General features: G+C 31.5%; 17 protein-coding genes, 1 tRNA gene and 3 pseudogenes. 13 read left to right on the top strand and 8 right to left on the bottom strand.

The window, feature by feature from the left end:
- Positions 1-90: pseudogene (locus tag KAR67_RS09890) on the top strand (tRNA 2-selenouridine synthase); the annotation flags it as partial.
- A gap of 99 nt (positions 91-189) precedes the next feature.
- Here KAR67_RS09890 and KAR67_RS03650 read toward each other — a convergent pair.
- Genes KAR67_RS03650 through KAR67_RS03615 form a run of 8 tightly spaced genes read right to left on the bottom strand, consistent with a single transcriptional unit; the run spans position 190 to position 7,870 of the window.
- The gene (locus tag KAR67_RS03650) at positions 190-1,140 is read right to left on the bottom strand and encodes an SAM-dependent methyltransferase (RefSeq protein ID WP_002781910.1); all 951 of its coding nucleotides are present in this window, start codon (positions 1,138-1,140) and stop codon (positions 190-192) included.
- Positions 1,137-1,958, bottom strand: coding sequence for a M23 family metallopeptidase (locus KAR67_RS03645; protein ID WP_002777466.1), 822 nt, complete (start codon positions 1,956-1,958; stop codon positions 1,137-1,139). The genes KAR67_RS03650 and KAR67_RS03645 overlap by 4 nt, the downstream gene beginning before the upstream one ends.
- Positions 1,955-3,949, bottom strand: a complete 1,995-nt coding sequence (gene glyS / locus KAR67_RS03640; protein WP_131235443.1) for a glycine--tRNA ligase subunit beta — start codon at positions 3,947-3,949, stop codon at positions 1,955-1,957. Before glyS ends, KAR67_RS03645 begins: the two co-directional genes overlap by 4 nt.
- Before the next feature lie 52 nt (positions 3,950-4,001).
- Complete coding sequence (locus KAR67_RS03635) at positions 4,002-4,622, bottom strand: HAD family hydrolase (protein ID WP_002777462.1); 621 nt, start codon at positions 4,620-4,622, stop codon at positions 4,002-4,004.
- Entirely contained in the window at positions 4,615-4,947 is a 333-nt protein-coding gene (locus KAR67_RS03630; RefSeq protein ID WP_002781908.1) for a hypothetical protein, read from the bottom strand. The genes KAR67_RS03635 and KAR67_RS03630 overlap by 8 nt, the downstream gene beginning before the upstream one ends.
- A gap of 9 nt (positions 4,948-4,956) precedes the next feature.
- Positions 4,957-6,579, bottom strand: a complete 1,623-nt coding sequence (locus KAR67_RS03625) for a cation:proton antiporter (protein ID WP_002792450.1) — start codon at positions 6,577-6,579, stop codon at positions 4,957-4,959.
- Positions 6,580-6,954: a heat shock transcriptional regulator HspR gene (gene hspR / locus KAR67_RS03620; RefSeq protein WP_002777456.1), complete on the bottom strand. Its 375-nt coding sequence runs from the start codon at positions 6,952-6,954 to the stop codon at positions 6,580-6,582. It lies immediately after the preceding gene.
- A gap of 16 nt (positions 6,955-6,970) precedes the next feature.
- Positions 6,971-7,870 (bottom strand): DnaJ family protein, encoded by a 900-nt coding sequence (locus KAR67_RS03615; protein ID WP_002777454.1) that lies wholly within the window; start codon positions 7,868-7,870, stop codon positions 6,971-6,973.
- A gap of 205 nt (positions 7,871-8,075) precedes the next feature.
- Between KAR67_RS03615 and KAR67_RS03610 the strand changes: the two genes are divergently transcribed.
- The 12 genes and pseudogenes from KAR67_RS03610 (at position 8,076) to KAR67_RS03565 (ending at position 20,057) form a co-directional block, all read left to right on the top strand.
- Positions 8,076-9,494, top strand: coding sequence for a DegQ family serine endoprotease (locus KAR67_RS03610; protein WP_002787491.1), 1,419 nt, complete (start codon positions 8,076-8,078; stop codon positions 9,492-9,494).
- Positions 9,495-9,576: 82 nt separating this feature from the next.
- Positions 9,577-10,251 carry a response regulator transcription factor gene (locus KAR67_RS03605; protein ID WP_002777451.1) on the top strand — a complete coding sequence of 225 codons (675 nt, stop codon included), beginning with the start codon at positions 9,577-9,579 and terminating at the stop codon, positions 10,249-10,251.
- A complete protein-coding gene (locus KAR67_RS03600) occupies positions 10,248-11,498 on the top strand; it encodes an ArsS family sensor histidine kinase (protein ID WP_002777440.1) in 1,251 nt (416 codons plus the stop codon). The genes KAR67_RS03605 and KAR67_RS03600 overlap by 4 nt, the downstream gene beginning before the upstream one ends.
- Positions 11,499-11,579: 81 nt before the next feature.
- Positions 11,580-11,654 (top strand) — tRNA-Asn (locus KAR67_RS03595).
- Between the two features lie 467 nt (positions 11,655-12,121).
- A pseudogene (locus KAR67_RS09885) lies at positions 12,122-15,442 on the top strand (filamentous hemagglutinin N-terminal domain-containing protein).
- An 87-nt stretch (positions 15,443-15,529) separates the two neighbouring features.
- On the top strand, positions 15,530-15,805 hold the full coding sequence (locus tag KAR67_RS09625) for a hypothetical protein (protein WP_002811315.1): 276 nt from the start codon (positions 15,530-15,532) through the stop codon (positions 15,803-15,805).
- Between the two features lie 63 nt (positions 15,806-15,868).
- Positions 15,869-16,594: a hypothetical protein gene (locus KAR67_RS09620; RefSeq protein ID WP_223207256.1), complete on the top strand. Its 726-nt coding sequence runs from the start codon at positions 15,869-15,871 to the stop codon at positions 16,592-16,594.
- A gap of 95 nt (positions 16,595-16,689) precedes the next feature.
- Complete coding sequence (locus KAR67_RS09615; protein WP_002777433.1) at positions 16,690-17,589, top strand: hypothetical protein; 900 nt, start codon at positions 16,690-16,692, stop codon at positions 17,587-17,589.
- 12 nt (positions 17,590-17,601) lie between these two features.
- Complete coding sequence (locus tag KAR67_RS09610) at positions 17,602-17,844, top strand: hypothetical protein (RefSeq protein ID WP_223206871.1); 243 nt, start codon at positions 17,602-17,604, stop codon at positions 17,842-17,844.
- A 102-nt stretch (positions 17,845-17,946) separates the two neighbouring features.
- Positions 17,947-18,117, top strand: a complete 171-nt coding sequence (locus KAR67_RS03575) for a hypothetical protein (RefSeq protein ID WP_002784451.1) — start codon at positions 17,947-17,949, stop codon at positions 18,115-18,117.
- A 44-nt stretch (positions 18,118-18,161) separates the two neighbouring features.
- Positions 18,162-18,493: pseudogene (locus KAR67_RS03570) on the top strand (c-type cytochrome).
- Between the two features lie 22 nt (positions 18,494-18,515).
- Complete coding sequence (locus tag KAR67_RS03565) at positions 18,516-20,057, top strand: ShlB/FhaC/HecB family hemolysin secretion/activation protein (RefSeq protein ID WP_131235445.1); 1,542 nt, start codon at positions 18,516-18,518, stop codon at positions 20,055-20,057.
- Positions 20,058-20,080: the final 23 nt, after the last annotated feature.

Genomic DNA, 20,080 nt, shown 5'->3' with positions numbered 1-20,080 from the left:
CGTAAAAGTGCAGGCGGAGGATCTTTTCATTATTTTACCAATGGTAAATTTATAAAAAGTGATGAAAAATATACAGGACAAAGTTACTGATGAATCCTAAAGAACTTATCTCTCAAATCAAAGACTATGCTAATATAGCAGATGCTAGTTATGCAATGCTTGATTTGAAAAATAAAGAAAACAATCATGCTAGAATTTAGCAAATTCAAAGAAGTGAAATTTTTCATCAAAATTAAAAAATAAAATTTTACTTTGTGAAAGAAAATTTTCATAAGTCTTAAGATTTTTATCTTTGATGTATTTTAATAATTCTTCAAAACCAAAATCAATCAAGGCTTGGTTTTGTTTTTTTAGAGCTAAGAGTTTAAAATCATGTTCTTTTATAAGCTGTTGAATTTGATTAAAATTGACATTGTAGGTTAAATCGCTTTTACCAAAAAAATCTTTTAAAGTGATTTCAAAAGGATTAAAAACTTCATGTTTTTGATAAATTCTAATGCTAAATTGTTGGGGGTTAAACACGCCATAATCAAAACTTGCAAAGATAAATTTTTTAGAAGCTTTATCCAAATCTTTAAAAAATTCTTCCAATTCTAGGCTTAATTCGCCTTTTTTTAAATTTAAAATTTCGCATTTTTCTTTTAATTTAGCCTCCATAGGCTCAAAAACAAGTTTAAAATCTTTAATAAAGGCCATTTTATCATCATCTATCAATTCACAAGTGAAACTATCAAAAAGCTCATTGCAAAAGAAAAAGGCATTTTCAAAATGACATTCTTTTAAGCTTCTCTTATGTGTAAATTCCACGCCTTCTAAGGTCTTTTTTTGCAAATTTCTTAATTTTTCATGAGGCTCTATGATAAAAAAAGAAAGCTTGGAAAAAATTTCAGGCCTAAATTCAAGCAAAGCGGCTAAAAAATCTCTACTCAAATAGCCCTCATTGGCTCCTATTTCTACAAGTTCTAAGGGAAGTTTTAAGACTTTTTTATCTATAAGATCTAAAAAATGCTTTGCTAAAAGAGTGCCAAAAAGATTTCCCACGCTTACTGCGGTAAAAAAATCTCCATTTTTGCCTATACTAACAGCGTTTTTATAATAACTTTCATGCAGCCAAGCGTGAAAAAATTCGCTAAATTTCATTGAAAAAGTGTATTAAATTTAGAGATAAAATCCAAAGGATCTACTTGTTTACCTCCAGCTAAAATACCAAAATGTAAGTGTGGTCCACTAACCCTTCCTGTAGCTCCACTTAGCCCCAAAAAATCACCTTTTTTAACCTTTTGTCCTACCTTAACTTCGATTTTAGAAAGATGATAATACTGCGAGTAAATGCCAAAACCATGATCAATGACTACTGATTTTCCTGCAAAATAGCGATCTTTTGCTATTTTTACTACACCTGAATTAGCCGCATAGATGGGGGTTCCTACAGCGGCTCTAAAGTCTGTTCCGCTATGATAGCTTGCAACTTTTTCATTAAAGGTTCTTGCTTTGCCAAAATCACTCGTAATAAAAGAATTTAAAGGCGTATTAAAAGAGCCATCAAATAAAGCTTTTGGAGTATAAGAACTATAAATTGCATTAGCTTCTTTAAATTCTTTAGCAATGCGTTCTTTAACAGCTTTAGGTGGAAAAACTTTTTTATTCTCTACGCTTAATTTTTCACTTTTGTAATTGCCTTCCAAAGTTTTTATAAAAATTTCTTCTTTTTTGTTTTTATAAAGAGCGGTAAGCTTAGTATTTTGAGGAGGATTTTTATAAGGCAGTGAAAATATAGCTAAAATTTTCTCTTGATTTTTAGGATGAGGAAAGGTAGCTAAAATTTTATCTTCGTTTTTCAAAGAAATAAAATCTTTTTTATCCAGTTCCAAAAATAAAGCTTGTCCTTTGATAAGCTCGAAATTTTGAGCTCCAAAGAGCCAAAGAGCAAGACTTAAAAAAAGAAAAAAAGCTTTCATAGGCTTAGCTCTTTAAGATCGGCAATTTTTAGAAATTCTTCGTAAATTTCATAGATAAGTGCTTGGCGATTATTTTTAAGTTTTTCATCTTTGGCATTGATCATTACTTTATCAAAAAATTCGTCTATAAAAGGTTTAAGTGAGAAGAGATTTTCAAGTTTTTCTTGTAAAGAGTGTGCTTGAATTTTTTCCTTAAAGGCTTTATAAAGTTTATTTTCTGCTTCTTCAACAAAAAGGCTTTCATCGACTTTGTGCGAAGTTTTATTAGCGATATTGGCCAGTCTTTTAAAGGTAGTGAAATTTTCTTGAAAATTAGCTTTTTTGCTTAATTCTATAAGGGCTTTTACGCTTTGATTGATGTGGATAAGATCTGTGCTTTTAGAGCTTAAAACCGCTTTGATAAAAGAAGCATTAACGCTATAAAAGGTATAAAGTCTTTCAAAAATAAAATCTTTTAAAATTTGCATATCAAAGTTTTTATAATGGCTTGCTAGTTTTTCTAGTAGTGCTTGAATGTCAAATTCTTTGTTTAAATTTAGGGCAATTTTGATTATCCCATTAGCAGCACGCCTTAAGGCGTAAGGATCTTTTGTACCGCTTGGAATTTTACCTATGCTAAAAAGTCCTATGAGGGTATCAAGCTTGTTTGCAAGGGCAACTATGCTTGAAAATTCAGTGCTAGGAAGTGGAGCTTGTTCGGAATTTGGTAGGTATTGCTCCTTTATAGCAAGACAAATTTCATAATCTAGACCCATTTTTTGTGCATAATAGCTTCCCATAATGCCTTGCAAATCTGTAAATTCATAAACCATTTGCGTTGCTAAGTCAGCTTTTGCGTATTTGATCGCAGTGCTTATATTTGCGATTTTATCATTGTTTAGCATTTGACATAAAACTTCAGCGATTTTTATCTCTCTTAGACTTTTATCTTGCATTGTTCCTAAGCCTTCAAGATAAGTCATTTTAGCGAGTTTTTCAGGATTTAAGCCACTTTGCAAATCGTTTTGATAGAAAAACATTGCATCACTAAGTCTTGCGCGCAAAACTCTTTCGTTACCGTGAATGATTTTTGAGTAATCCTCGCACACTGCATTGCTTACAACGATAAAATGATTACTTAAACCTTTTTCATTAAAGACTGCAAAATAGCGTTGATTTTCTCTCATGGAAGTAATGATAACTTCGCTAGGAATTTGAAGATATTCTTCTTCAAAACTTCCTAAAAGTGCATTAGGGTATTCTGTGATAGCAATAACTTCAGCCAAAAGCTCCTCATCTTCGCCTATTTGGATATTGTTTTGGCTTTCTAGGAGTTTAAATTGCTTGAGTATTCTCTCTTTTCTTTGGAGTGGATCTAAGATAATGTAATTTTTTTCTAAAAGGCTAAAATATTCTTTTGCGTTATTAAATTTTTGCAAGTCATAGCTTACACTTCTGTGTATAAAAGTTTTTTTAGCACTCTTAACACCATAGCTTTCAAATTCGACTAAATTGTCATCTAGGATGCAAACTATAGAGCGGATTGCACGGATAAATTCAAAAGAATTCGTACCCCAACGCATGCTTTTACCAAAGTTAAGACTTTTTAAAAATTGATGAATCATCTCTCCTAAAACTTCTTGGCTTTGCAAACCTTTAATGGCTTTTTGATGATACAAGACTTCTTTACCTTTGATCTCTTTAAAAGAAAGCTCATTTTCGCTAATGCCTGCTTTTTGTAAAAAGCTTTGTCCTGCGGCTGATAATTGACCATCCTTATAAGCGACATTTTTAGGTGCACCTATAAATTCAGCAAAGCTATCTTCTTGTTTGCTTGCGAAATTTTCATGAAAAATCACCAAGCGACGCGGAGTGTAGTAAAATTTAAAATCACTCACCAAGCGATAATCTTCTAAAACATCTTTCCATTTTTTTTCTATATTGGCTAATTCTTTTAGTAAAGGAATAGCGGGTAGTTCTTCTGTTCCGATTTCTATTAATAATTCACTCATATGTACTCTTTTAAAAATTTATTTTATTTTAACTCAATTTTCATTAAAAAACTTATAAATACTTCTCTAAAAAGTTTTTAAGTTCGTTTGCATTGCTAAATTCATTTTCTTGTAAATCCTTTTGATACCATTTCGCATGAAAATAAGGCACATTAGCATTTTTCGCACATTCTCTATCTTTTTGACTATCACCTATAAAAACACTTATTTTGTGGGGCGCTTCAGACTTTAAAAGATCTAGCATCATAGGATGGGGTTTGGGTTCTATACCAAGACTTACACCTAAAATTTTATCAAAATAAGGAATGATTTCATGTTTTTTAAGTATGCTAGAAAGCGAGCTTTGAGGCGCATTAGTGGCGATAGCTAAAAAACAATTTTGCTCTTTTAAAAATTCCAATATTTCTTTAACCCCTTCAAATAAAACCACGCTTTGCTCATAGTGTTTGATGAAATATTTTTCAAAACCATCTTTAAAGCTAGAATGATGGAAATTATCTATACTATAAAGCTCTTTTGCCCAGTCTACATTTGGAGTATTGATGGTTTGCATGATTTTCTCCCTAGAAAGTGGGCTTAAATTTAGTTCATTTCTTATCTCATTGACAGCACAAGATATAGCATTTGCACTGTCGATTAAGGTGCCATCCATATCAAAAAATACATTAATCATAATAATCCTTCAAATAAGTTTTATGTTTTTCTTTCTTTTCACCTTTTTTAAGTTTATCTAAAGCATTTGCAAGGCTTAGAAGTTCTTCTTTTTGTTTTGAAAAATCAAGGCAATGATTTACAAAATTTTCTAAGCTTTTATTATAGCTTGAATTTAAATTTACCGCCTCGCATTTTTCAACTATTTTTTTATTTTTTTCCATTCTTTCTTGAAATTTCTCTTTATCAAAATTTTCTTTTTTTAAAGCCGAAATAGCTGCATTTGCAAATTTTTCCAAGGCTCTTAAATATTTAACCCTTAGAGTTTTTTCATCTATTTTTGCCAATACCATCCTTTAAGTATTTTTGTGAATTCTGCATTCTAGAGCCTCTTGGACTAAATTTCTTGCGATGACTTTTTCAGATCTTACAATGCGTATGTTTTCATCGATACTTGAAAAAAGTATCTTTTCAAGACTACCATTAACATGGATAATTGTATCAATAGGCTTTGGATAAGAAGCTAAAACCTGACAAATCATTTCGAGTTTGGCTTCGTTGGTTATGGTTACGATTGCTACTGCGCATTCTGTTATATTGGCTATCTTGAGTGTTTCTTCTTGGGCAGCATTGGCAAAAACGACATTTTCACCCCGACTTATGCCAAGTTCTACCAAATTTAAATCACTTTCTAAAACCAAATAAGGAACACCAGTATTTTTGATTTTTTGCACTATCTCTTGTCCTAAGCGTCCGTATCCAAAGATTACAAGATGATTTTTTAGGGTGCTGTGAGTGCTTTGCTGAACAACATTAGTGTTTAAAGTCATATCTTCTACTACATTGGCTATTTTTCTTATATTGTTTAATACAAAAGGGGTGATAATCATAGTTACAATAGAAACAACAATCAAAATTTGAGCAGTTTCAACATCTAGCATACTTTTTGCTTGCAAGAGCGAGAAGATTGCCAAAGCAAATTCTCCAACTTGAGCGATAGAAAAAGCAGTTTTTAAAGCCACTCTTTTTTTGGTATATAAAAATAAAAAACCACATACTATGCCAAATTTTAAACCCATTATAAGTAAGGTTAAGACACAGATAATAAACCAATTTTGTGCTACGATATGAAGCTGAATTTGCATTCCTACGGTTATAAAAAATAAGCCTAAGAGTAAATCTCTAAAAGGGATTAAGTCTGCTTCGATTTTATGTTTATATTTAGTTTCTGCTATCAAGGCTCCTGCGATAAAAGCTCCTAAAGAATAAGAAAAACCAAAATAATTTGCCAAAAAGCTTGCCCCAATCACCATAAAGAGTATAGTACTGATAAAAATTTCTTGCGAGGAAGCGCGTATAATCAGTCTAAATATCCTATCGACTAAGTATTTACCTATAAAGAAAAGTAAAGCGATTAAGATAACTGCTGAAAGAAGAGTTGTAAGGAGTAATTGTCCTATGTTTTGATTATTTGAAGAGAAAATATCCACAAGCAATAACAAAGGAATCACAGCTATGTCTTGAAAAAGTAAAATCCCTAAGGCTTTTCTTCCGTATTGCTCATTAATATCGCCATTATCATTTAAAATTTTAAGCACCACTGCGGTTGAAGAAAGAGCTAGAGCAAAACCTACTATGGTTGCGCTTTTATCACCAAGTCCTAAAATTCCTATAGCTAGCAACATAAAAACAAAGCCGCAAGTAAGCATTTGTAAAGAGCCATTTAAAAATACCTCTTGTTTCATGGCTATTAAATGCTTAAAAGAAAATTCAAGCCCTATAGTAAACATTAAAAATACTATACCAAATTCAGCAATATGTGTAATCTCACCCTTGCCACTTAGATGATAAATTTTAGAAATAATCTCTCCTGCAGCAATGTAACCGATAATAGTAGGAATTTCAAATTTCTTGAAAATAACATTAAGAACGATAGCTAGAGCAGCTGTAATTAAAAAAATTTCTAAAAAATTATCCATCTATTTTTTTTCATAAAAAATTAAATCAAAACTATTTTTATGTTTTACAACTGCTTTTGAGCTTGCATTTGGATTTTGTTGTTTGCTAAGCTCTAAGCGTAGCTCATCGATTAAATTTTCAAATTCATGAAGTTGATTTTTAAGCTTTAAAATCACATCTACTCCTGCCAAATTTACCCCCATATCGCGCGTTAAACGCAAGATAAGCTTGATACGATCGATATCCCTTTGAGAATAGAGCCTTATTTTTCCATCAGTTCTACTAGGTTCTATCAAACCTTCTCTTTCATATTGTCTTAGGGTTTGTGGATGTATGCTTAATACTTTTGCTACGACACTTATTAAATATACGGGTTCATTATAATGGTGTTCCATGACTTTACTCCTTTTTTTATGATAGTTTTTCTTTTAGCATTTCGATTAATTTCTCATCTAAGGTTTCAGTGTTTGGTAAAACAACATTTAATACCAAATACATATCTCCATAGATGTCACTTTTGCGATTTTGCACCCCATAGCCTTTAAGGCGAATTTTTTGTCCGTTTTTAGAATTTGCAGGTATGGTTATGGTGGCTTCTTTTTTGTTTTCCTTAAGAGTATTAACGGTGACTTTTCCACCAAATAGGGCAGTTTTTAAAGAGATATCAACTTTTTGATATAAATCATCATCTTCTCTTTGATATATTTCACTTTCTCCTAATTTAACTTTAACAATCAAATCCCCGCGTGTTCCATTGCGGCCATTTTTACCCTTGTTACGAATTCTAAGTTTTTCTCCTTGTTTGATCCCATGTGGAATCTTAAATTTGATCGTTTCTCCTTGAAGATTAAAGCTATATTCTCCACCTACCACTGCTTTTTCAAAAGGAATGCTAAGTTCTATAGTAGAATCCAAATCCTCTTCTTCAAATCCGCCAAAACCTCCAAAGCCGGTGTTAAAGCCTTTTGATGAAAAACCATTAAAACGACTTCCTCTAGAAGAGCCTCCACCAAAGCCTCCACCAAAGAGATCTTTTAAGATATCATCTAAATTGACCCCACCTGTATTTTTTGAGAAATCGTGAAAACTTTGTCCTCCAAACATGGAGTCTCCGTATTGATCGTATTGTGCGCGTTTTTTTTCATCACTTAAAATTTCATAAGCGGCATTGATTTCTTTAAATTTTTCTTCAGCGCCTTTTTCTTTATTGATATCAGGATGATATTGTCTTGCTAAACGACGATAGGCTTTTTTTATTTCATCTGCGCTAGCATTTTTAGATACTCCAAGTGTTTCATATAAGCTATTCATGTTATTCCTTAAAAAATATATAATTGTTTTATTTAATAGAAATTATATCAAAAACTTTAGCCTAAGTCAATCAAGTTTTATAAATTTTTATCACTCAAGCTTTCATTTACAATTTTGTAAATTTTCGGTTTTATACTTATGAAATGCGTAAAATATTTTACAAATTATATGTTTTAAGAATAATATAAATAAAAAAGGAAACAAAATGAAAAAGCTTATTTTATCATTGAGTTTAGCAAGTGCTTTATTTGCTGCAAATATCAATTTTAATGAAACAAGTATAACAAGCAATCGTGTCAATCCTGCGGCTGGAGATGTAGTTCTTTCTTATCATAATTCGATAAGAGATGCTAAAAAATCTGTTGTAAATATCTCTACTTCAAAAACCATTACAAGAGCCAATCGTCCAAGTCCTTTAGATGATTTTTTTAACGACCCTTATTTTAAACAATTTTTTGATTTTGATTTTCCACAAAGAAGAGGAGGAAATGATAAAGAAGTGGTAAGCTCTTTGGGCTCGGGTGTGATTATTTCGCAAGATGGTTATATCGTTACAAACAACCATGTAGTAGATGATGCAGATACTATCAGTGTAAGTTTGCCAGGCAGTGATACAGAATATAAAGCCAAGCTTATAGGCAAGGATCCAAAGACGGATTTAGCAGTGATTAAAATAGAAGCAAACAATCTTTGGGCTATTACTTTTACAAATTCAGATGATTTAATGGAAGGAGATGTTGTTTTTGCCTTAGGAAATCCTTTTGGTGTTGGATTTAGTGTTACAAGCGGGATAATTTCTGCTTTAAATAAAGACAATATAGGCTTAAACCAATATGAAAATTTCATCCAAACAGATGCTTCAATCAATCCTGGAAATTCAGGCGGCGCTTTAGTCGATAGTCGCGGATTTTTAGTAGGAATAAATTCAGCCATTCTTTCTCGTGGGGGTGGAAATAATGGCATCGGCTTTGCAATACCTTCGAATATGGTGAAAGATATAGCTAAAAAGCTTATTGAAAAGGGTAGGATTGATAGAGGATTTTTGGGTGTAACTATTTCTGCTTTACAGGGTGATACTAAAAAAGCTTATAAAAATCAAGATGGTGCTTTAATTACCGATATACAAAAGGGTTCAAGTGCTGATGAAGCAGGACTTAAGCGTGGGGACTTGGTAACTAAGGTAAATGATAAAGTGATTAAAAGTCCAAGCGATCTTAAAAACTATATAGGCACTTTAGAGATAGGTCAAAAAATTTCACTCGATTTTGAAAGAGATGGGGAAAATAAAAGGGTTGATTTTATCCTTAAAGGAGAAAAAGAAAATCCTAAAGCCGTTCAAAATGATTTGATCGAGGGTATGACTTTAAGAAATTTAGATCCAAGATTTAAAGAGCGTTTGCAAATTCCAAAAGATGTAAATGGGGTTTTTGTAGAAAGTGTTAAAGATAAGAGCAGGGCTAAGGATTCAGGATTTAAAGAGGGTGATATCATTATAGGCGTAGGACAAAGTGAAATTAAAAATTTAAAAGATTTAGAACAAGCCTTAAGACAAGTGAAGAAAAAAGAATTTACTAAAATTTGGGTTTATCGTAATGGTTTTGCAACTTTGTTGATACTTAAATAATTTTTATGAAAGGGTTTCCCTTTCGTTATATAATTTAGTTTAGAATTTAAAAACTAAGATTAAATACAGTAAAAGGAATGCAATGACAAATATCCTTATGATAGAAGATGATTTAGAGCTTGCTGAAATTACGGCTGAGTATTTAGAAAAATTTGATATGAAAGTTGATATCGCACACGAGCCTTATATAGGTCTTTCAAAACTTGCTTTAAAAGAATATCAGCTTATAATTTTGGATCTTTCCTTGCCAGGACTTGATGGACTTGAAGTGTGTGAGGAAATTCGTAAAAAGTATGATACGCCTATTATTATCTCAAGCGCTAGACATGATATTACAGATAAGGTTAATGCTTTAGAATTGGGCGCGGATGATTATTTGCCAAAGCCTTATAATCCTAAAGAACTTCAAGCGCGCATTAAAAGCCATTTAAGACGCATTTCAAATACAAAAAGCGCCATAGCAAAAAGCGTTAAAGATCTTGTTTATGATCAATACAAGCATATCATCACAATGAAAGGACAAGAGCTGACTTTAACCAATGCGGAATTTGACATTTTAAGCTATTTGATCAAAAAAGAAGGCGGTGTTGTCAGTCGCGAAGAGCTTGTTTATAATTGTTCTTCAATCAGTGAAGACTCAAGCAATAAAAGCATCGATGTAATCATCAGCCGTATTCGTCAAAAAATGGGTGATGATCCAAAAACTCCAAAATATATCCATTCTATCAGAGGTATAGGCTATAAGCTGACTCAATGAATCGTTCATCTATTTTTTATACCATAACTTTTATTTTTATTTTTGCTGGTGTCAGTGTTATTCTTGGGTTTTTGTGGCTTATAGAATACGATCAGCAAAATTATACTAGAGAATTAAATACCAAATATTCTTTAATAGCCAACGCAAGGCTTTTAAATTTTGCAGGGATAATTAGTGAAAGAGAATTTGAAGAACAAACGAAAAATTACAATAAAATGGAGCCTATCTTAGAGGTTAGACAAATTCGTAGAATTCTTTTTGGCGGGGAAGTGTTAGCTAGAGTCGAGGTCAATAATGGCTTGATCGAAATCATCTCTTATGATAGACAAGTGTATTTAAATATCATTTTTGATGGCAAGGTAAATCTTTACAAAGATCAAGACTATCAAACCTATAGATATTTTATCATTAAAGCCATAGCTGTAGCCGTGATTTGTATACTTGTGTTGCTCTATATTTATATATTTAAAAAACTGAAGCCTTTAAAAGCTTTAAAGAAGCAAATTGATAAATTTGCACAAGGAAAGCTTAATGATATAGAAGATGTAAGCACGGGGGTGGATGAAATTTCTCAAGTAAGTGAGGCTTTTTATCAAGCGATCGTTCAAATTCGTAAGCTCAATCAATCACGCCAATTTTTCTTAAGAAATATGATGCACGAGCTTAAAACCCCGATTACCAAAGGGCTTATAACTCTTGAAATGCTAGAGGATAATAAATACAAAGAAAGATTAGAAAGTATATTTAACCGTCTTGAAATTCTTATCAATGAATTTGCGGCCATAGAGCAGATTACTTCAGGAGCAGCATTTATCAACCGCAAAAAATACAATATTTTAGATGTTTTGGATGAAGCCAAAGAAATTGCTATGCGAGATGATAATAACATACGCATTTTTATGGATGAAAGCTTTTTTGTAAATGTAGATTTCAAGCTTTTTACCACTGCGATTAAAAATATGATTGATAATGGTATTAAGCATTCTGAAAATGGCTTTATACAAATCGATATAATGGATGATTATATTTGTTTTAAAAATAGAGGTCCTGAATTAAATAACACTTTAGAGTATTATACTCAAGCTTTTACCCAAGGAGGCTCGAAGCAAAAATCAAGCTTTGGACTTGGACTTTACATAGTCAATACTATTTTAGAATCTCATGGAATGAAGCTTGATTATGATTATGAAGAGGGTGTAAATTTATTTTATTTTAGAAATTTAAAGAGTATTATCGTTAAAGAATAAAATATTTTTTGCATTTTTTTAAAAAAATGCTTGACAAAGTTTTAAAAATCAAATATAATTACATTTTACTTTTTAAGATATTCCGGATTAGCTCAGCGGTAGAGTAGTCGGCTGTTAACCGATTGGTCGTAGGTTCGAATCCTACATCCGGAGCCACTTCTAACTCTCTATAAAATCATATTTTATTTTTTAATAAATCCAAATATTAAGTTATGGAATTAAGTATATTTTATCATACCAAAACCCAATGTTATAATCATATCAGTTTTTTAATTTATTTTTTATCTTTTAAATAGCAAATTTTGATATAAATTCTTAGTATTTGAAATATGAAATTTATTTATTTTATGTTTGTATTTTCATTATGGAGCATGGTGTAAATTTTTGCGTGTGATGCTTGAATTATAAGCATTATAAAATACTTAAATTTTAAGATATTATAGAATTTTAAATATAAAGATATTATTTAAGAGTAATTTTGTATTAAAATTTCACTCAGAACATCTCATTTTTATTTTTTTAATAAAACAATAAGTATAATCCGAACCATAAAAAAGAAGGGGAATATAATGTTAAAAAGTCCTGATCGTATATTGTGTATTTAAAAAAAAAAGGGGGGGGGGATGAACATAACTAATCTTTTAAACATAAAACATTTTTTAAATACTTCATCATACTTTACTAATCATCTTAGCAAATCTTTAAGAGTTATTGTAAATATTTCTGTAATTACAAGTTTGGTTTTAGCTCAAAGCTTAACAGCATCAAATTTACCTAGCGGAGGTAAGTTTATCAATGGAACTGGAAGTATTGCTACAAATGGCAATATAATGAATATCACAGGAGATAAAACACACAATGTGATTGCTTGGGGCGGTGGATTTAATATCGGAAAAGACAATACTGTTAATTTCACTACAAATGGCAAAAACTATTTAAATCTAGATTATACCAACAAAGCTTCTCAAATTCTAGGAACTTTAAATGGTGGAACTAACAATGTTTATATTGTAAATCCTAGTGGGGTATTAGTAGGCGAAGGAGCTACAATCAATGCCAATAAATTTGGAGTTTCTACAACTCCAATGGGTATAGATGCAATCAATACTTTTTCAGTCGATGGTTCTTTTTCTCCAGTTTTTAATGCCAATAAAGGCGATGTGGTTAATATGGGAACTATTAAAGCCAATGAAATTGTTTTAGTAGGAAACAAGGTAGAAAATATAAAAGGAACACTTCAAGCAGATAAAGTAGATATCAAGGGAGATAAGGTTTATTTAGAAGATTTTGGAATCAACTCTACTCATTTAAAAGCAGAAATTGGGAGTGAAGGCTTTTTTAAATATGAGGTAAAAGATGTATATGATGCCTATAAAGATGATTCAAATTTAGTTGATAATTATGAGTTTACTGGTACTGCTACTACTAATGGAAATTTTAAAGAATACCTTTACATTGGATCTCAAAGTGCAAGCAATGAAGAGATGATTAATTCTTGGAAAGGATTTGCAAAATTAGTCAATGAGGGGATATTTGGAGAATTAAAATTTAAAGATGTATATTTAGGCAAAGATATTGATTTTGCAGGTGCTAGTACAATCAATCCTGTGGGGTTTGGTAATGGTTTTGTAGGTAATTTTTATGGTAATAACCATACACTTTCTAATATACAAATTGATGTTGCTGATAAAACTTATGTAGGATTATTTGGTTATATTAAGGGTGGGAGTGTGCAAAATTTAACTATTGATGGATTGCAATTTCCCAAATATGCCTTTTCTTATAAATACCTAGGAGGACTTGCAGGGCATATAGAAAATGGAACTTTTTCTAATATTGCTTTAGATACCATAGAAGGCTTTAATGGCGAAAATAGTTCTTCTGGTGGTTTCGCAGGAGAGATAAATTCTGGGACTTTTAATAATATCAGTTTAAAAAATCTAGGCAACATTGGAGTTGCGAAATATGCAGGTGGCTTTGCTGGCCAAATTAACGGTGGAGATTTTTCAAGTATTATTTTAAGTAATATAGAAAGTATTTATGGTAAGAATAATGGTGGGGGTTTTGTAGGATATACAACGGGCAATACAACTTTTGATGGCATCGGTTTAAAAGATATAAGATTTATTAAATCTGGAGCTTTTACAGGTGGTTTTGCGGGAATGACATAAGGCAATGTGATATTTGAGAATATTGTTCTAAATGATTTAGAAGAGATTAGTGGTAGTCATGCAGGTGGCTTTGTGGGAGGTGTTCTTAATAATGAGAATGGTATAGCGAGCTTATCAAATATCGTTTTAAACAATATTGAAAGTATTAAAGGTATTGGTTTTATAGGTGGCTTTGCCGGATGGATAAACAATGGAACTTTTGAAAATATTGCTTTAAATAATATAAAAAATATTAGTGATAATAATTATGCAGGTGGCTTTACAGGATATGCAGGCGCTGGAACTTATAAAAATATTATTTTAAATAACATAGGAGAAATTAGCGCCAATGGTACCGCTAGTCTGGATGAAAAATCTATTTATGCAGGTGGATTTGCGGGGAGAATAAAAAGTGATGGTATAAATTTTTCAAATATTGTTTTAAACGACATAGATAAAATTAGTGCTAGTATTGCTGCAGGTGGATTTGTTGGAAATATAGAGAATGGTAGTAACATTGCCAATTCTAATATTTACTTCTATGGGTTATTAAATTCATCGTCGAACAAGAATTATATTACCCACAATGAAAATATCCTAAATCTATCAAATACAACTGATTTTCAAACTCTTATTAATCAAAGCAAAATTGCAGGTTTGGAGTATCTTACAAATACTTCCACTAGCAACTCCCATCTTCATATGATAAATGGTGGTAAAATAGGAAATGAGAAATCCAAAATCACCTTCGATAAGGATAATTTTACTTACAATACTCCAAAAATATCAGAGGTAGATCCCGACGGATCAGGATCAAGCTCTTCACCTACAGTTCCAAACGAAGGAGAGCTTTCAAGTATTACTCTTGAACAGAGTGATTTTGAAGATGAAATTTTAAAAACCATCATCGATGAAATTTTAAATGAGGATTATGTGTTAAATATAGATTCTATCGATTTTAACAAATTCAATGAAGGTGATGTGGCTATTCTTTTATATCTATTAAAAAATACAAGCGATAAAAAGCTAAAAGAATCTTTAAAACAATCCTTAGAATTCTATACTGAATTTAACAAAGGAGGATTAAAAACAGAATTTGAAAAATGGTATGGAAGTGATGAAAGTACTTACAAAACCTCTATGGGTAAATACAATTATATCATTGAGAGTCTTGCCAATCTAAAAGAGTATGTAAACACTACTTTAAAACCTGAATTAGAAAGTATTAAAAACAATCTCAATCGATTGGAATTTTTAAAAGCTGAAATAAAAAGATTAGAAAGAGTCTATCAAAAAGCTATGCAAAATGATTTACTTCCTTATGATCAGTTAGAAGTTGTCTATAAAAACACACAAGAAAAAATCGATGCTTACTATGCTGAAGCACAGGGTTTATTGGATATTCTTAAAAACAAAAATAAACCTTTTTTAGACGATTTAATTACTAAAGAATATTCATTTGAAGATAAATATACTGATATTCAAGGGACATTTGCTATCGCAGGAAGTAGTATTGATGCTAATGCCATCGAAAATTTGGCAGATAAACCTATTTTATCTCTTCCAGAAAATGAGAATTCAGGAGATAGCCAAACTACAAACAACACAGATAGCACAGATATAGTTAATACTTTTTCTAAACAAGTAAAACTTACCTCTACAGAGTCTATTCTTATTCTTCCTGCAGAAGAAACACAAAGTCATATCAAAGAAGACGAAAGAGAACGAGGAAGAGTTTGCATCACAAGTGACAATGCAAAAACTAATAATCCTTGTATAGCAATCACATTTTAATCACAAAGAAAGTAAAAGCTTTCTTTGTGAGATAAACAAGATTTTAATCAAATATAATTTCAATTTATTAAGTTGAGGGGGAAAATAATGCAGGTGAAATTTTTTCTAAAAAATAGAATATTTTTATCTTTTGCGAGCGTAGCTTTGATATTTAATAGCGTATCGTATGCAGCAAGTCAAGCTATATCTATAGGCGATAAAAGATTTCAAACTCCAAGGCATAGTTTTTCTAATGAGGAAGTTTGGGATTTTGATGACAAAACCTTTAAGCAAATCAATGACACTAATTATTATGGTGTATTTAAACAAGGACTTGTAAGCGACATCACTTTAGAAGTTTTTAACCCTAAGCAGTCTTTATAAGGCGCTAAGCTTGAAATTTTAACTCTTAATCATTCCTCAGAAGAAATCTTGGAAGTGCAAAGTATGCATGCTGCTAACCCTATGGATAAAAACTTGCATCCTATAAAAATCCTTCCTTTTTTAGTGGCCGGGAGTTCTCTAAAGGGAGATTCTATCAACAATAAACTTCTTATTAAAGAGGCAGAATTAAGCTCTGCGGTTTTTCTAGAGCCAAGCAACATAAAAACAAAAAATCCTCCAAAAAAAGAAGAGAAAGATAAAATAAATTATGTTATTAGTGGTGGGCTTGCTAGAGAAGGAAATGCGAAAAATAATACCTTAGAACTTCTTGATGGAAGTTATATAAATATGGGAGTAGAAAATATTTATAATCTTAAATTAAACGGAGCTCCTTATGCTGTAGGAGGGCTTGCTATCTTTGGTGATGCGATAGGAAATTCTTTGCTTGCCCAAAAAGGCTCTAAAGTAGATATTCACACTGCCTCTTTTTATAGAGATATGGTAGGGGAATTTATTCTTGATGAAAGGATAACCCATCTTGTTGGAGGATTAGCCTATAATGGAAAGGTTGAAAAAAATAAACTTAATCTTAATGGGGTGGAATTCAACATCCATGCTCCAAGCGGTTTGTATTCTTCTTTTGCTCCTGTTCATATCGCGGGAGCTTTTGTTGATGGGAATGGTAAAAAAGCTTATGATGCAACCAAAAACACCCTTGTTATAGATAATTTTCTTTTAAATTTAAGAGCGGATGGAAAAACTCCCATTTTTTATAACGCTATTTTTTAGCAAATTTCTTTGGAGGAAAGACAAATAAAGGGGATGCAAATGCAAACTCCATTGTCTTAAAAGATGTTCCTGCGCTAAAAAGAATAAGTAAAAAAGTGAAAGTACAAGGGATTTATGATTTCTTTAGTGGATACACACTTGATGGAGAGGCTAATTTTAATACCTTAGATATCGAGTTAAAGTCCCCTTTACAAGTGAGTAATTCTTATTTAAGACACAGCGGTTTTGGGTTTTATGGTGCTTTTGCAAGCAAGGATGCAAGCAATAATACCATTAAGATTAGAAATAACCTCACAGTAATCAATGGCACACAAAATCCTAGTGATAGGATCAATATCATTACAGGAAGAACTTTAGCAGGAGAGGCTAATTTTAATGTGATTGATTTTAAAGATTCTCAAGCTTCTCTACCACTTTTTATTTATGCAACCACACAAGAAAACTTTGAAGGATCTATCCATTATCCAGAGTATGCAAAACACAATAAGATTAGCTTAAATAATGTCTTTGGAAGAAAGGATATTCGCTCTGGAGTAGAGGCTATGAATGTAGAAAACAATCAAGTCTTCTATCACAATGTAGAAGCACAAGCTTCTGGAGAGGGAGTTAATAGAGAAAGCAGTGTGTATATTAGAGCAGCCAATCTTGCAAAGAATAATCTCTTTAAAGCAAGCAATTATTGGGCGACTTCTATGCTTAATATTTATGGTATTCGTGAGGTGGAAGAATCTAAAAATAATCAAGTTATTTTTAATAATGTAGGCTTTAATACTGATAGAATTTCTGAAGGTTCGGAATTGATTTTAATAGGTGGAGTTGGCAAGAGAGTACATCACAATCTTTTAAGTATTCAAGATTTAGAAATTGGAGCTTATGATAAAGAAAAAGATTTTATCTATATTGCAGCAAGTGCAATTCCTGATGCCAATAGCAATCTAGCACTCTCTTATGGCAATACACTCTATATTGGTGGAGATGTTTCTATCCATGAGTGATCGCTTTTAAATGTGCTAAGTGGGAGTGTGATTAGAATTCCAAACTATACAAATAATAAAGCCGATGATAACACACTGCCTGCACCTTCTTTGGCGCAGCTTACAAAAGATAACCATTTGATTTTAGAGCAAGCTCTGAGGGCTAGAGTAGTTAATAACTTTGAACATTATAGTTTAATTTATCATTCTAATAATCAAGATAAACCTTTTATTGAAAGTTTAGAGACTCCTATTAATCTCTCTGAAGAATCCTAAATCACTCTACTTTTAAAAAAGGGAGAAAAAGCTCCTGAAAAAGGAAGTAAAATTGCATTAATTTCAAGTCAAAATGGTTTTAGTGGTATTAATGGCAATGCTATGAATAAAAGCCAATTAAATCAACTCTTAGGGAGGATTTCTAAAAATCCAAAAACACTTAATTATAAAAAGATTCCCCAGCTCCAACAAGAAAACCTAAGGGTTGTTCCTTTAACTTTATCTTTAGATAATAAAGGAAAAGTGATTTATGGAGAAATCCAAAGTGATTAAAAATCAATAACTTAACAAAGAAAATTTTAAAAGAAGGACAAAAAATGAAAAAAATATTAGTGGGTTTAAAATTGTGTGTAGGAGTATGCATAGCGAATGATATCCTAATCAAAAAGGGAGAGAATCTTTATAAAAATGTATTGCTTGTCATGGCGCAAATGGAGATAAAATAGCTCCTGGAAGCAAGGGTAATATCAAAATCGGAGGATTAAATAAAGCCTATCTCATAAAACAGCTTCAAGGCTATGCTGCAGGGAAAGCAGATAATGGGGGAGCAAAAGTTATCATGTATGCTAATATGAAAAATTGGAAATTTACCACTTCCGATATTGAAGCAGTGAGTGCTTATATCGCCCAATTGCCTAAAGCAAAATAAAAAATACAAAGCAAGGAAATTTATGGAAAAACCTTTTTTAAAGAGTATCATTCTAGCTTCTTGTCTTTTAACAAGAGCACTTTCGCAACAAAACAAAGAAAATGCAGAAGCTTTAGAGCAAATGATAGAGATTTCCCCTTATAAAAATGTCCCTCAAAACGAAAACATTCAAAATACTCTAAAAAGTAAACAATCCCCTTTAGATATTAAAATGGATAAACAAGATTCTTTACAAGAGGATACTAAGAAAGTCTTAGATAAAGAGGGATTAGTAGCACCAAGCTCTGAAGAATTTCGCTTTAAATATAAATTCTTTGTGGATACTAAAGAGGATGGAAAAACACTCACTTTAGAAGATCTTGGAATCAATGAAGTATGGCTTAGAGAATCTATTATTGCTCTAAAAAGATCGGATTTAAATGTAGAAACCTTGCAAGAAATTGTCAATATCGTTTCTTATTATTTTCAATACCATGGTTATCCATCGGCAACTGCCTATATTCCTCAACAAGAGATCACAGATTCAATCCAAATTAATATTATGCTAGGAAAACTTGGAGAATATCAAGTTAAAAATTATTCTAAGCATCTAAAAGAGAGTGCTATTAGCTCTAAGCTAAAAGAATCACTCCAAGGAAAAATTTTAAGAACTAAAGCATTGGAAGATGCGATTTATAAAATCAATGAAATGTCAGGAATTAAAGCAAGCGGAAGTTTAGTTGCTGAGAGTGAGTACGAAACTACAGATGTGATTATTACAATAGAAGATTCCAAAAAAGCAAATGCGATGCTTTTCTTTGATAATTATGGAAGCAAGGGCTCTGGTGTTTATAGAGCTGGTGTGAGTGGCGCTTTAAATAATCTCTTAGGATATGGAGATTCTCTTAATTACTTTGCACAACTTTCTGATGAAATGCAAAAAAGTTATGGATTTACTTATAATTTTTTCTTAGGAAATCTCAAAGTTTCTCCTAGAGTGAATAAAAGCAATTATGAATTAGGAGAAGAATACGAAAGTTTAGGTGCTTATGGAAGTTCTTTAGATTTAGGGGTGGATTTATCTTATCCACTCTTTATCAACACAACTAATTCTCTATATCTTACTGGAGGTTATGTTTATAGAAAGCTTGAAGATATTTATGGAAGCTTTGGAATTGATTTTAACAAAGAAAGCAATGCCTTTTATTTAGGAACTGAAGGAACTATAGGTTTAATTCCTAATAACATTCTTAGCTATAACACGCAACTTACTTATGGGGATATAAAGCCAAAAAGTGTATTTTTAGAAAATAGTCCTGTCATGGGAGAATTTTGGAAATTTAATGCAGCTTCGAATAATGCTTATTATTTTAATAATAAAATTTCACACATTCTTAATATTAGCTATCAAAAAACTATCGGAGATTATCAGCTAGATTCTAGTGAGACTGCGACTTTGGGAGGAGCTTACGGCGTTAGAGCTTATCCTAATGGATTTGGAGAGGCAGATAGTATGATTTTAACAACAATTGGACTAAGATTTAATATATTTAATCCTAATTTTTACATTACCCCTTTTTTATGAATTTGCCCATGGATGGAATGAAG

This window comes from Campylobacter sp. JH32 (assembly GCF_017846535.1).
Classification (GTDB): Bacteria; Campylobacterota; Campylobacteria; order Campylobacterales; family Campylobacteraceae; genus Campylobacter_D; species Campylobacter_D coli.
The sequence above is the reverse complement of the archived record's forward strand: the minus strand, read 5'-3'. Positions and strand labels throughout refer to the sequence as shown.

Excerpts from the sequence above, each read along its gene's own strand:
- KAR67_RS09625 (WP_002811315.1), top strand. The coding sequence starts at position 15,530 with ATGCAGGTGAAATTTTTTCTAAAAAATAGAATATTTTTATCTTTTGCG.
- KAR67_RS09620 (WP_223207256.1), top strand. The coding sequence starts at position 15,869 with ATGCATGCTGCTAACCCTATGGATAAAAACTTGCATCCTATAAAAATC.
- KAR67_RS03635 (WP_002777462.1), bottom strand. The coding sequence starts at position 4,622 with ATGATTAATGTATTTTTTGATATGGATGGCACCTTAATCGACAGTGCA.
- KAR67_RS03575 (WP_002784451.1), top strand. The coding sequence starts at position 17,947 with ATGAATAAAAGCCAATTAAATCAACTCTTAGGGAGGATTTCTAAAAAT.
- KAR67_RS03650 (WP_002781910.1), bottom strand. The coding sequence starts at position 1,140 with ATGAAATTTAGCGAATTTTTTCACGCTTGGCTGCATGAAAGTTATTAT.
- hspR (WP_002777456.1), bottom strand. The coding sequence starts at position 6,954 with ATGGAACACCATTATAATGAACCCGTATATTTAATAAGTGTCGTAGCA.
- KAR67_RS03610 (WP_002787491.1), top strand. The coding sequence starts at position 8,076 with ATGAAAAAGCTTATTTTATCATTGAGTTTAGCAAGTGCTTTATTTGCT.
- glyS (WP_131235443.1), bottom strand. The coding sequence starts at position 3,949 with ATGAGTGAATTATTAATAGAAATCGGAACAGAAGAACTACCCGCTATT.
- KAR67_RS03645 (WP_002777466.1), bottom strand. The coding sequence starts at position 1,958 with ATGAAAGCTTTTTTTCTTTTTTTAAGTCTTGCTCTTTGGCTCTTTGGA.
- KAR67_RS03605 (WP_002777451.1), top strand. The coding sequence starts at position 9,577 with ATGACAAATATCCTTATGATAGAAGATGATTTAGAGCTTGCTGAAATT.
- KAR67_RS03565 (WP_131235445.1), top strand. The coding sequence starts at position 18,516 with ATGGAAAAACCTTTTTTAAAGAGTATCATTCTAGCTTCTTGTCTTTTA.
- KAR67_RS03615 (WP_002777454.1), bottom strand. The coding sequence starts at position 7,870 with ATGAATAGCTTATATGAAACACTTGGAGTATCTAAAAATGCTAGCGCA.
- KAR67_RS03600 (WP_002777440.1), top strand. The coding sequence starts at position 10,248 with ATGAATCGTTCATCTATTTTTTATACCATAACTTTTATTTTTATTTTT.
- KAR67_RS03625 (WP_002792450.1), bottom strand. The coding sequence starts at position 6,579 with ATGGATAATTTTTTAGAAATTTTTTTAATTACAGCTGCTCTAGCTATC.